The 11,828-nt window shown below is 44.8% G+C and carries 16 protein-coding genes and 1 pseudogene; 10 read left to right on the top strand and 7 right to left on the bottom strand.

What is annotated here, in order from left to right; translation table 11 throughout:
* Nucleotides 1–64: 64 nt before the first annotated feature.
* A pseudogene (locus tag FS666_RS06850) lies at nt 65–535 on the top strand (glutamate synthase-related protein); the annotation flags it as partial.
* Between the two features lie 14 nt (nt 536–549).
* Nucleotides 550–1,695, top strand: a complete 1,146-nt coding sequence (locus FS666_RS06845) for a DEAD/DEAH box helicase (RefSeq protein ID WP_144461128.1) — start codon at nt 550–552, stop codon at nt 1,693–1,695.
* A 94-nt stretch (nt 1,696–1,789) separates the two neighbouring features.
* Here FS666_RS06845 and FS666_RS06840 read toward each other — a convergent pair whose 3' ends face one another.
* Together FS666_RS06840 and FS666_RS06835 are read right to left on the bottom strand one after the other, a co-directional pair.
* Nucleotides 1,790–2,653, bottom strand: coding sequence for an endonuclease I family protein (locus FS666_RS06840; protein ID WP_144461129.1), 864 nt, complete (start codon nt 2,651–2,653; stop codon nt 1,790–1,792).
* Nucleotides 2,637–2,909: a protein YuzH gene (locus tag FS666_RS06835; RefSeq protein ID WP_144461130.1), complete on the bottom strand. Its 273-nt coding sequence runs from the start codon at nt 2,907–2,909 to the stop codon at nt 2,637–2,639. Before FS666_RS06835 ends, FS666_RS06840 begins: the two co-directional genes overlap by 17 nt.
* A gap of 279 nt (nt 2,910–3,188) precedes the next feature.
* Between FS666_RS06835 and FS666_RS06830 the strand changes: the two genes are divergently transcribed.
* The 6 genes from FS666_RS06830 to pabC all read left to right on the top strand — a co-directional run bounded on the left by FS666_RS06830 (nt 3,189) and on the right by pabC (nt 9,275).
* Nucleotides 3,189–4,442, top strand: coding sequence for a GTPase (locus FS666_RS06830; protein WP_186306514.1), 1,254 nt, complete (start codon nt 3,189–3,191; stop codon nt 4,440–4,442).
* Between the two features lie 167 nt (nt 4,443–4,609).
* Nucleotides 4,610–5,173 carry an ArsR/SmtB family transcription factor gene (locus FS666_RS06825; protein ID WP_120072497.1) on the top strand — a complete coding sequence of 188 codons (564 nt, stop codon included), beginning with the start codon at nt 4,610–4,612 and terminating at the stop codon, nt 5,171–5,173.
* A gap of 12 nt (nt 5,174–5,185) precedes the next feature.
* Entirely contained in the window at nt 5,186–6,421 is a 1,236-nt protein-coding gene (locus FS666_RS06820) for an MFS transporter (protein WP_120072499.1), read from the top strand.
* A gap of 25 nt (nt 6,422–6,446) precedes the next feature.
* Nucleotides 6,447–7,853 (top strand): anthranilate synthase component I family protein, encoded by a 1,407-nt coding sequence (locus FS666_RS06815; protein ID WP_120072501.1) that lies wholly within the window; start codon nt 6,447–6,449, stop codon nt 7,851–7,853.
* Entirely contained in the window at nt 7,850–8,431 is a 582-nt protein-coding gene (locus FS666_RS06810) for an anthranilate synthase component II (protein WP_120072503.1), read from the top strand. The genes FS666_RS06815 and FS666_RS06810 overlap by 4 nt, the downstream gene beginning before the upstream one ends.
* A gap of 1 nt (nt 8,432) precedes the next feature.
* Nucleotides 8,433–9,275 (top strand): aminodeoxychorismate lyase, encoded by an 843-nt coding sequence (gene pabC, locus FS666_RS06805; protein ID WP_120072506.1) that lies wholly within the window; start codon nt 8,433–8,435, stop codon nt 9,273–9,275.
* Between the two features lie 39 nt (nt 9,276–9,314).
* On the opposite strand, the gene FS666_RS19740 is transcribed toward pabC, so the two are convergent.
* From FS666_RS19740 to FS666_RS06800, 5 genes are all read right to left on the bottom strand, one after another.
* The gene (locus tag FS666_RS19740) at nt 9,315–9,470 is read right to left on the bottom strand and encodes a hypothetical protein (protein WP_164876322.1); all 156 of its coding nucleotides are present in this window, start codon (nt 9,468–9,470) and stop codon (nt 9,315–9,317) included.
* A 114-nt stretch (nt 9,471–9,584) separates the two neighbouring features.
* Complete coding sequence (locus FS666_RS19735) at nt 9,585–9,728, bottom strand: hypothetical protein (protein ID WP_164876323.1); 144 nt, start codon at nt 9,726–9,728, stop codon at nt 9,585–9,587.
* A gap of 89 nt (nt 9,729–9,817) precedes the next feature.
* Nucleotides 9,818–9,958, bottom strand: a complete 141-nt coding sequence (locus FS666_RS19730; protein WP_164876324.1) for a hypothetical protein — start codon at nt 9,956–9,958, stop codon at nt 9,818–9,820.
* A gap of 189 nt (nt 9,959–10,147) precedes the next feature.
* The gene (locus FS666_RS19725) at nt 10,148–10,306 is read right to left on the bottom strand and encodes a hypothetical protein (RefSeq protein ID WP_164876325.1); all 159 of its coding nucleotides are present in this window, start codon (nt 10,304–10,306) and stop codon (nt 10,148–10,150) included.
* Between the two features lie 12 nt (nt 10,307–10,318).
* Nucleotides 10,319–10,525: a YozQ family protein gene (locus FS666_RS06800; protein WP_235870340.1), complete on the bottom strand. Its 207-nt coding sequence runs from the start codon at nt 10,523–10,525 to the stop codon at nt 10,319–10,321.
* Between the two features lie 132 nt (nt 10,526–10,657).
* Here FS666_RS06800 and FS666_RS06795 point away from each other — a divergent pair, with 132 nt between their 5' ends.
* Entirely contained in the window at nt 10,658–10,882 is a 225-nt protein-coding gene (locus tag FS666_RS06795) for a hypothetical protein (protein ID WP_120072508.1), read from the top strand.
* Nucleotides 10,883–10,998: 116 nt separating this feature from the next.
* Nucleotides 10,999–11,817 (top strand): DUF3597 family protein, encoded by an 819-nt coding sequence (locus tag FS666_RS06790; RefSeq protein WP_144461132.1) that lies wholly within the window; start codon nt 10,999–11,001, stop codon nt 11,815–11,817.
* The last annotated feature ends 11 nt before the right edge of the window (nt 11,818–11,828 follow it).

Below are 11,828 nucleotides of genomic sequence, written 5' to 3'. Positions count from 1 at the left end.
AGTATGAAAGTGCTTACAAAATTAAAGGGCGAAAATTTCTGCCCACAAATACTTGACTCAAACCATTCTCGATGAAATGCTGAAAAAGTACAAGATCCGTGATAAACTAAAAATTATTGCGTCAGGCAAGCTGGTTACGCCTGACAAGGCCGCTTATGCGCTCTCCCTTGGCGCCGATCTCGTGAACACAGCAAGGGGAATGATGATTTCAGCCGGTTGCATCATGGCGCAGGTCTGCCACAATAATACATGCCCCGTAGGGGTAGCTACGACAGACCCTCACCGTGAAAAAGCGCTTGTCATTGAAGAAAAAATGTACAGGGTAGCAAATTATATTATTTCCCTTCGCGAAGGTTTGTTCAATCTGGCCGCTTCGGCAGGGATAGCGACTCCCGCAGAGTTTAATGAAGAGCATGTAATGTTCAAAAAAGAATCCGGCGAAATTTTGACCGGGGAGGAATACAAAAAGAATATTTTGGTCTCACCTGCGGCCCATGAAAAGAGGGAACTAAACGCAGAGACCCGGGCCAAATGAAATGAGGAAAAATGATGACCGAGACAAAGGATATGATAGGCAGGCTGAAACCTGCGATAAAGGAATTATGGGAAAAATCCGGCTTTAACGAATTGACGGCTGTACAGCAGAAAGCCATTCCCTTGATATATGAAGGAAAAGACATAATCGCAAAGTCCCCGACAGGCACCGGCAAAACGCTCGCTTACCTTTTGCCGCTCCTTGACCGGGTGGACGAATCAAAGCAGCTGACCCAGGCGCTGATCCTTGCACCTTCAAGAGAGCTGGTTATGCAAATCCACCAGGAAGTCCAAAATTGGTCGGCGGGAACCGGTATAACAAGTGCTGCGCTTGTCGGAGGAGCCAATATCAAACGTCAAGTGGACAGGTTGAAAAAGAAGCCCCATGTCTTGACAGGGACACCCGGCAGGATATTGGAGCTCATTCAGATGAAAAAACTAAAAATGCATGAAGTGAAAACGATTGTTTTGGATGAAGGCGATCAGCTTATGAATAAGGAACATTTGGACACAGTCCGCACAATCGTTAAATCAACATTAAATGACCGCCAGCTTCTCCTTTTTTCCGCGACTAGCCTGGAGGACCCCGATCAGGTAAAGGCCATGATCGGAAGAGAACCGGAAATGCTTACGGCGGAAAAGTCAGTTTCCATTCCTTCCTCAATCAATCACTGTTATTTGTTATGCGAGCCGCGGGAAAAAACGAAGCTGCTCGGTAAAATTGCCAAGATGGACGGCATGAAGGGGCTTGTTTTTATCAGATCTGTCGGCAATATGAATGTGATTGCTGATAAGCTGGAATATGAGGGGGTAAGACTTGAACTCCTTCACAGCGATCTTGGAAAACACGAAAGGGAAAGGGCCTTAAAAAGGCTGCAAACAGGAGAGATCAGTATTTTACTGGCTACCGATATTGCGGCCCGAGGCCTTGATGTCAGCGGTTTGAACCACGTGATCCAATTCGATCTTGCGGAAGATGCTTCCCAATACGTACATCGTGCAGGAAGGACGGGAAGGATGGGAGCAGCCGGCACGGTTGTGACCCTGGCCAATCCGAGAGATGAGAGGGAATTGAAAAAATACTCGCGTGAACTTGGATTCCCCATTGAAAGAAAGCGGCTGTATAAAGGCAAATTTGCCGGCTTCCATCACGTAAATTAAGAAAAGCGCAAGGCGCGCAGCCTTAGGCGCAAAGCATAAGACGAGCGCTGAAGAAGGCAGTAAAAAAGGTGACCGTTCACTGTAAGGAGGGCGGTCACCATCTTAATGGTATATAAAGGACGTCGGCCAGCTCCGGAAAGTCAATGAACGGATTCCGGTTCCCTTGAATGTGATAAATGGCCTGGTTCCGGTGCTTTTCATACAGGTCCGGAGGAAATTGTTCGTTCCACCTTCTTAACAGGTTAAAATTGACCTTGCTTCTGAACCGCTTTTTAATGGATTTAGGGTAGCGGAGCAGAAAATAGAGCATGGCCCTGGAAGCGGTCCCTTTCCCGAATTCAGGTTCAAACAGATCTGAAGCTGCGACACCGCAGTGATTTCTGATTGTTTCGGCAGGAGACTCGGGGTTATAATCCGGAAAATCGAAGTAGGGAAAATTGGAGCGGACGGCGTTGCAGCTTGGTTCGCAGGCAAAAAGATGGTGTAAGTCCCCTTTCATGGGCTCGCCTCCGATGAACCACGACTGCGGCACAATATGTTCCGCATTAAACTTGAGTTCCTCCGGAACCGGCTGGTATAAGGGAGCCTGTCCCCTCTTGGCAAGAAATTCCTGGAATTCGTCATAGCGCCGGCTTACTTCAAAGTCTTTTCTGATCAATTCCGCCGGGTCGTCCTCCTTTCCGGAGTAAATGCTTTTGATTGTACAGTCCGGCTGCAGGTCGACCCATGTGTATAAAAATTGGTCTTTGCTTATAAAATAGGGGAGCCTGTTCTTGTGAGTCCGTTCCAAGAGCGAATGGAGCTGCTGGAATTTCGGCTTCCGGATATTCACTTTACGGTAATATTTCTTAACCGCTTCCCGATCCTTTTTTTCATCGTAATAGACAATCTCTTCTTCTCTCAGTCTGCGAAGGGTTCTTTCCAGCTCTTCAAAGGATGGTTCAAGATGAACGGCCATGATATTCACTCCGTCCGCTGTCTGAAAATGCCAATCTCTTAAAATAGGAATGTTCCGTCCCTAGCTCGCGGTTCATCAATATTTCCATTTCTTCCAAATGTCCGCGATTCACCACAGGATCCAAATCCGACCAGCGAACCGTATATATAAAATAGTAATCTTTGATTTGTCTAAAAATAACGTCTGAATGAAAAAAGGGTTCAAAACGGGCTTTAATATTATAATGCCTCATGTATGACCAGTCGAGCAGTTCCATATTTCACCTTTCCCTTCCTTTCATCTATTATAATCTTTAGGCGGAAAAACTGGAATACAAAGGTTCAATTGTTTTCATTTGGGGGAAAATATATAAAAGAGGATGTTCAAAAAGTCGCCAAATGATAAGCGGCGAATCTCTTCGTTGGCTCGTTTCTGTGCTGCTCATGTATTTAAAAGCATACATTCCGCTGCGCAAAACTAGCCGCCTCGACCTTCTTGCTTCTGATTTGTCAACTTTTTGAACACGCACTAAAAGCGAAGCCGGGGAGGAATGATCATGAGCCAAAATAGTTCAGGTTTCGGATCTATTTTTTCAAATATAAAAAATCATATCGATAAGCTTCCTATTTCAGGAAAATCCAAGCAAAAAATGATGTCCAAGCTCAGCGAACTCAAAGAGCTGACGGTTGAAGCGCGGGAACCGCGGATTGCCTTGGTCGGAAGGAGAGGCGCTGGAAAGTCGTCGCTCATCAATGCATTATTCGGTGAGGAAAAGCAAATGGTAAGCTCTGTAAAGGCAGGAACCGGCCAAGGAAAATGGCTTTGGTATCCTTCGGATGATGATAAAAAAATCAGACTACTGGATTCCCGCGGACTCGGTGAAAGCGAAAGGCCGCTTGAATCGATAGACACTGATACGGCTGTTTCCCAGTTGAAAAAGGAACTGGAAGCCGAACAGCCCGATGTATTCCTGTTTTTAATCAAAGCAAAGGAAACGGATGCGCGGGTGGAAGAGGATTTGCAGGAATTGAACGGATTGCGGGCGTTTATCAAGGAAATCCATCATTATGATGTGCCGGTCATTTGTGTAGTCACGCAGGTGGACGAGCTCGATCCGCCTTACTATAAGCAATTGCCGCTGGATGCGAACCCGGAAAAAGCGAAAAACATCAAAACGGCGATGAAGCTGATGGAAAAGCGGTTTAAAGAAAATGATATTCCTCTTATCACAACGGTTCCAGTCTGTACGTATGTTGATTTTGATGAGTCCGGAAAAGTCGTGTACGATATGCGCTGGAACGTCGATGAACTGGCGGAATATCTCGTGGAAGTTCTGCCGAACGATGCCAAGCTGAAAACAGCGAAGGCGTCCAAGGCGGTTTCCGCTAAAAAAAAAGCGGCCAAAAAAGTCATCGTAACCATGTCCGGAATGGCCGTACTGATCGGGATTGAGCCAGTACCGTTCGCCGATATGCCTCTGCTCACCGGGCTGCAGGCTTTGATGATCATGGCTATTGCCTATATTGCCGGAAGGGAAGTCAACCGGGTGGCTGCCGCCGAATTTATCGGCGCAGTCGGAGCCAATCTCGGAGTGGCGTTCGCCGTAAGGGAAGGTGTCCGCTCGGCGGCCAAGATGATCCCCGCTGCCGGCAACATGATTTCCGGGGCCGTGGCAGGTGCCGTCACCTATGGAATCGGACAGGCAGGCATCGCCTATTATCTTGAAGGAAAAGACTTGAAAAGGGCGAAAGAAGCCTTTGAAAGAGGAAAGAAACAATTTCGGAAAGACCGGAAAAGCGAAGAAGATTAAAAAATAGGGGTCAGGCCCCCGCTGCGTTAATGCGTCACCGCTTTAACGCGCTGGGGGCCTGACCCCTTAAAATTTGTCGAACGATTCACCCATGGCATCCCTTGTTTTAGGGGCCATTTAAGTATTATAATACGTTTAAATAAAGTTGAACGTTGGAGGTTTGTTGAATGTTGCAGATTTATCAAATTGAAAGTCTTGACCAGGTGAAAGCAATTGCCGACCCATTACGAATTCAAATACTTTGGGAGACCTTTGATGAAGCGAAAACAGGGAAGATGATCGGGGATATTTTGAATATGCCTGCGTCGAAAATTCATTATCATTTAAGGGAACTTGAAAAGTGTGGGCTTGTCGTGGTCGAGAGGACAGAAGAAAAGAACGGCATTGTGCAAAAGTTTTACAGGCCGATTGCAAGACGTCTGTATGTCAAAAGCGATTTAATTTCCCCTGAAGTGACCGGTGATTTCCACAGCGCTGTTTTGGAAAGTTATTTATTGCCGCTAAAAAAAGTTTCGGAACATCTTGAGACGATAGACGTCTCCGTCATGAAAGGCAGTACGATGGCAGAAGCGGATTTCAGGAAGCTTATATTGACCGAAGAGCAGACAGAGAAACTAAAAACAAAGCTGGATGAACTGCAGGAGTTGATTGACGAACTTGAACATAATCAGCCCGAAGAAGGACTGGAGTACGTGTTTCAATATGAGGTTTTTCCATACAAGAAAAGATAGGAGGATATCAACATGCAGGCGGTTCTATCGTCGGAAAAAAGTTTGCCGCTTTATAAACGTGTACCGTTCATGCTGCTAATTGTTTCCGGGTTTATTGCCAATGTCAGTTACACGATGTTTATTTTCACTCAGTCGTGGTTCGTATTGAAACAGCTTCAAATGGTCACAGGTCTTGGGCTGATCTTCATTGCCTCCTCGGTTCCCCGGATCATTTTTATGCCTATTGGCGGAGTTATCGCAGACAAATTCAAGAAGACGCACATCATTTTTATTTGCATGTTGACAGAGATGATGCTTGTCCTTTCGATACTGTTTGCTTTAAAATCTGGAGTAGAGTCCGTTCATATATTTATCGCCGCTGCGCTTGTTTTTGGAATAACAGATGCACTTCAAGTCCCGGCCAGGACGTCCCTGCTGCCAAAGCTGGTAGAAAAAGATCAGCTGACCCGGGCAAATTCGGCATACTCGTTCATCGGTTCTTCAGCTTCTATTTCGGGGGCGTTTTTTGCAGGGCTGGGCATCAGCCATTTTGGGTTCTTTCATACTTTTGGCATCATGGCCTGCGCAACATTTTTTGCAGCGATCCTTACCGTGTTGATCAAATACAGCCGCTCATCGGATTTGGAAAATTCAGAAGAGAGATTTCTTCAATCTTTGAAGAATGGGTTTGTTTATGTGAAAAATTCACCCTTTTTGATTGCCATTTTCGGCCTGGCAATCACCATGAACTTTTTTCTGGCCGGTCCGTTGACAATGGGAATCCCAATCCTTGCTGATTATGTCTTTAATGGGGAAGCGATTGTCTTTTCCATGATGGAATCAAGCATCCTAGTCGGCACCATTGTTGGATCCGCTCTATTTGGTATCATAAACGTCAAAAGACACAAGGGGAAAATTTCAATCTTATCAGTAACAGCAGCCGGTATGTTCATGTTTTTCATTGGAGTGGCAGATGTATTGTGGGTTGTATTAGGGCTGATGGGAACTGTCGGACTATTGATGGCTTTTACAAACGTGCCAATCATGACAATGCTGCAGGCGAATACGGAAGAAAAAATGCTGGGCCGGGTTATGAGCTTTTTAATGATTGCGGCCTTGGGTTTGACACCTTTATCCTACGCATGTACTTCATTGCTTTTACAGATCGGTTTAAACATCCAGCTGATTTTGTGCCTGGCGACAATTCCCGTCGTATGTGCAGGCTTATTAACCTATTGTCTTGTCCCGGTATTAAGAAATGCCGATTAACTTATAGATTGGAAGTGTTGCATTGATGGAGCAGCCTGTGATTTTTGAAAAAATTCCGTTCGAACCGGATAAATTTTTCAAGGCGTATGTAAACTTAACCGCAAATAAAGACCAGCATGTTCTTTTGGAAAGCGGACGTTCGGGAAGATACAGCATTGCAGGAATCGACCCGTTTGCGATTATTCATGCAGATGAACAGCAAATTGAAATAAAGCAAGGCGATCAGACTGAAGTGATAGAAGGAAAACCTCTTCAAGCGCTGGAAATGTGGATGGAGCGGTTTTCCTTCCCGCCGATACCAGGGCTGCCCGATTTTCAGGGAGGGGCCATTGGATATATAAGCTACGATTATGCTTGGTGCATTGAAGAGCTGCCGCGTAAAGCCGAGGATGATATCGGGCTTCCCCTTTTTTATTTTCTTGTTTTTGATGAATGGGCAGTGTTTGACCATGAGGAACAATGTTTATGGATCATGGTTTTGAATGGAGAGCCGGCTGAAGACAGATTGCAGGAATTGAAAGCATCCTGGATGAAGGCAGCGGAAATAGGCTTGGAAGAGCCGGCTGATTTTCTAAATGAGAGTGATGTAGTGGAGCCTAAGTTAACTTTTACAGAAAAAGAGTTCACGGAAGCTGTTGAAGAAGTGAAAGATTATATACGGGAAGGCGACGTTTGCCAGGTCAATCTGACGGTCCGGCAATCGGAGGAGCTTTTCACAACACCGATCAATATATATTTAAAGTTGCGAAAAATGAATCCTTCCCCTTATATGGGATATTTTCATACACCGGATTTCCAGATTGTTTCCGGTTCCCCGGAGCTTTTAATAAAAAAAGCCGGACGAAAAGTCGGAACAAGGCCGATTGGCGGAACAAGACCGCGGGGAAACAACGAAGAAGAAGACAGGCAGCTTGAAAAAGAGCTGCTCTCCAATGAAAAGGAAAAAGCGGAGCATATTATGCTTGTTGATTTGGAAAGGAATGATTTTGGCAAGGTGTGTGAATTCGGAAGCGTGCATGTGGATGAATTGATGGTGATTGAAAAATATTCACATGTTATGCACATCGTTTCACATGTGAGTGGAACATTATCCGAAGATAAAAGTGTATACGAACTGATTGAAGCGGTCTTCCCAGGCGGCAGTATTACCGGGGCGCCCAAAATAAGAACGCTGGAAATTGTCGAGGAACTTGAGCCGGTCAAACGGGGAGTGTACACAGGAACAATGGGCTGGATCGGATTCAATGGGGATGCGCACTTGAACATTGTGATCCGGACGATGGTCATCAAGGACGGGCTGTGCCATGTTCAGGCTGGTGCGGGCATCGTCATCGACTCCGACCCGAAAGCGGAATACGAAGAGTCATTGAATAAAGCAACCGCTCTTTGGAAAGCCAAAAAAGAGGCGGAGAAAGAGGGGGCATTCGCATGATTCTTGTCATCGACCATTATGATTCTTTTACATACAATCTTGTTCAGGCACTTGGCAAGGTTGAGAAGGATATTCTAGTAAGAAGGCATGACGAGCTCTCAATTGAAAAGATCAATCAGTTGCATCCGGAATATATTATTATTTCATCCGGGCCGGGAAGGCCTGCTTCAAAAGGGGTTACAAGCGAAGCAATTCAACAGTTTAAGGGTAAAATTCCTATACTTGGCGTAGGGCTTGGCTGCCATGCCATTGCTGAAACTTTTGGAGGAAAATTGATCAAAACAGATAATCTTCTTCCGGGTAAATCGATGGATATTTCTCACGACGGGAAAACCATTTTCAGCGGTATTGAGCAGCCTTTTTCCGCTACCCGTTATCACTCATTGATTGTTAGCAGGGAAAGTCTTCCTGATTGCCTGGTTGTTTCAGCGTGGAGCTCGGAAGAGGAAGTAATGGCCATAAGGCACAGGGATTATCCATTGGAAGGTTTGCAATTCAACCCTGAATCGATTATGACCGAAGCGGGGGAGAGACTGTTGAAAAACTTTATTGAACTTAACCGGATGGCTGTGAATTAATATGTATATCTTTTTAAACGGTCAATTTATTGAAAAAGAAAAAGCGCGCATTTCACCTTTTGACCATGGCTATTTATATGGTGTGGGTGCGTTTGAAACGTTTCGTACATATGGGGGAATCCCTTTTTTGCTCGATGAACATTTGGAGCGGCTGAATGCAGCACTTTCGGAAATGGGAATCAATCGCGCTTTTGAAAGGGAAGAAGTGATGGCTGTAATAGAAAAGCTGTCGGAGCTTAATCAATTACAAGATTCCTATATTCGGATGAATGTCTCGGCCGGACCGGCGGAAGTAGGATTGCAGGCTGGCCTGTATTCGGATCCGACAGTTATTCTTTTTCAAAAGGAACTTTCTCCATTGGAGCCGCTTCGCGAAAAGGAAGCGGTGTTATTGACAATCTGCCGCAATACGCCCGAAACGAAAATTCGTTTAAAATCCCATCACTTTTTTAATAATATAGCTGCCAAGCGGGAGCTGGGTGCTGATCCGGGAAAAGAAGGCATCTTTCTTTCTGCGGATGGCTATTTGGCTGAAGGCGTCACTTCGAATCTGTTTTGGGTGAAAAACGGCAGGATATATTCGCCGGCGGTGGAAACCGGGATACTGAACGGTATTACAAGACAGTTCATTTTCCGGCTTGCCAAAAGGCTGGGCATTCCGGCAGAAGAAGGGCTGTACAAAAAACGGGAACTCATTCATGCAGATGAAATATTTTTTACGAATTCGATCCAGGAAATTGTCCCTGTAAATGTCTTCGAAGGGAAAGCTTTGCCTGGAAAAAAAGGGACTGTTGTTCAAATGCTGAACGGTTTGTATCAAAAATTTATTTCCGAACTACAATAACAAAAGCTCCTGCCGAATTTGGCAGGGGCTAAAAATTAGTCAGTGTTCACTTTTTTCTTTAAAATTCTTGGGAGCAGGAGGCCGGTCCACTCTGCTTGCGTCGTCAAAATTCAGGGCGGAACTGATAAAAAACACCAGGAACAAAGCGACTACCGCCAAAAATATAACAAGCCCGATCAAAATTGATAAATCCATTCCAGTTCCCTCCTATTTGATTGATAGTGTGGAAACAATGAAGATATATATATTATTCCCTCTTTTTTTTCCTACAAACATAAAAATCCTGTCATAAGACAGGAAAGTTTTCGGTTAGTTATCTTTTTTATCCGGCGGCGGCAAGGGGTCGATTGTGCTTGCGTCATCGTAATCCAAAACTGTATGAATATAGTAGATGAGAAATCCGGCAATGGCAGCCAAAACACCTGTCAATCCAAGTGTGACCCATAATTGCATGAGCATTCCTCCTTGTTTAAATGTATGCCCATGCCCGGAATCTATTCCATAGATAAGCCTCCTGCAGCATGCTGCAGGAGGCGGCTTTGTCAGTTGTTTTTTTGTTCAGAAGGCAATTCGTCTACTGTATTTGAGTCGCTTGAATCCAGCACGGATCCAATATAGTAGACTAGAAATAATGCTACCGCACCCAAAAAGACGGACAACCCGATTAAAACTCCCATTTGCACATTGATCCCCTCCACTCTTTAATACAATGCCCGCTTTTCAACATCTATTAATGAAAAGCGAAGAGGTTTCTCCGTTTATTCAACTATGAGTATAGCTCATTTTGCTGTTTCTCTCAAAGTTTATATCAGTCTTTTTAAAAAATAAAAACAGATGGCTTTGTTTTTTTCCGAAGCCATCTGTTTCCATATTTATAAATCCGTTCTTTTTCCTGGCTCGTCTTTTCCGCCCGTGTCATTTCCTGTGCTTGCTGTGTACCCCACGCGGTATGCGAATTTTTTGTCCCGGCGAAGTGCTTTCGGCATTTTATACTGCCCGTCGCCGTTTTGATATTGTCCTCTTTCAGACATGATTGTCCCTCCTCAATCAAAAATCCTTTCTGTAATCTTTGTGTCTTCTCCATCCACATTCTCAATCACGGGGTCGATCTGCCCTTCAGTGTATGCATCGCTAACCTGTTCGTGGGTCGTGGCAATTCCTTTTGATATTGAATCTTTCCTATTGGTGCCATCTAACTTGTACTGTCTGCCTGCAAGCTTCATGCTCTTCTTTTGAAGATCTTTATTCAACGGATTCCCTCCTTTATTAGCTTTACATATTATTTCCTAAATAAGAGCTGCAATTACATGAATTAATTACCATTGATTAACGAATATACGTTCGCATACAATAAAACAAACATTTATTCCGGAGGTGGTTGAATGAAGCAGGTTTTTGAACGTGCAGCCATGTCAAAAGGGAATGTGGAAATCATTTATATGTCCTCCAACCGGCAATTCACGAAACGTATCATTAAAGTTCTCTCCATTTCAAATACAGTAATCCAGGCATATTGTTATCAAAAGCATTCCTTCAGAACATTTAAAATAGAAAATGTATTGTCCGCATCACCAGTGCCTTCTATAAAAAGTGGAAGCTTACGATAAAACCGGGCTGTCTTGAGAAAGGCGCCGGGCCTTTTTTTATTTTAAACCACATTTAACATGATGCCTGCCCTTCCATTTTCAGGACAGGCGCATTAAATAAAGCAGGAGGGATTCTTATGGCATATAAAATTGAAAAAAGAATCATCCCCGGCCTGCCGGATATACCGATCAGATCGAGCAGGTTCATTATTGCTCATGAATCCGGAAACCTTCGTAACACCGGACCGAATTCTCTTGATGCGGAAGTGGAATTTATGACAGCCAACTGGCGCAATGCGTTTACTTCTCATTTTGTCGGAAGCGGCGGAAGGATTGTACAGCTGGCCCCTGTTGGAAAATTCCAATACGGGGCGGGGCCGAAAGCGAACCCGTACGCCTACGCACAAGTTGAACTCGCACGCACGAATGATCCTGACATATTCAAAAAGGATTATGGGGCTTATATTTGGCTGTTACGGAAGCTTGCGGATGATGCAGGACTGCCCAAAACTTTGGATACCGGCACCGGAATTGGGGACAGAGGGATAAAATCCCATAATTGGATACGGGAACACTTGGGAGGAACTACACATACAGATCCATTCGCGTATCTTGCCCAATTTGGGATTACCAGGACACAATTTAAAAAGGATGTGGAACGTGGCAAGGCCTCTGAGCCTGCTGCTAAGCCATCGGGAAAAGTACATTCATCCGGCACCTATTCCGGCAACAGCATCGTCGATTATTTAAAAAGCATCGGGGTTGACTCAAGTCCGGCCCACAGGCGCCAACTGGCGAAGCAATACGGCGTGGAAAATTATGATCTGTCTGCCGCCAAAAATCTTGAACTGCTTCATAAAATGAGAGGAGCAATGCCGGACGGAAAGGAAAAAGGAACAGTACACCTTCCTGCGAACGCTAAAACTTGGCGTTCAACCGGTCAAGCAAAATTCTGATTGGAGCCTTA

Origin of the sequence: Siminovitchia fortis, from assembly GCF_007681465.1 — a bacterium.
GTDB classification, from domain to species: domain Bacteria; phylum Bacillota; class Bacilli; order Bacillales; family Bacillaceae_C; genus Siminovitchia; species Siminovitchia fortis.
This window is presented reverse-complemented; position numbering and strand designations above follow the sequence as displayed.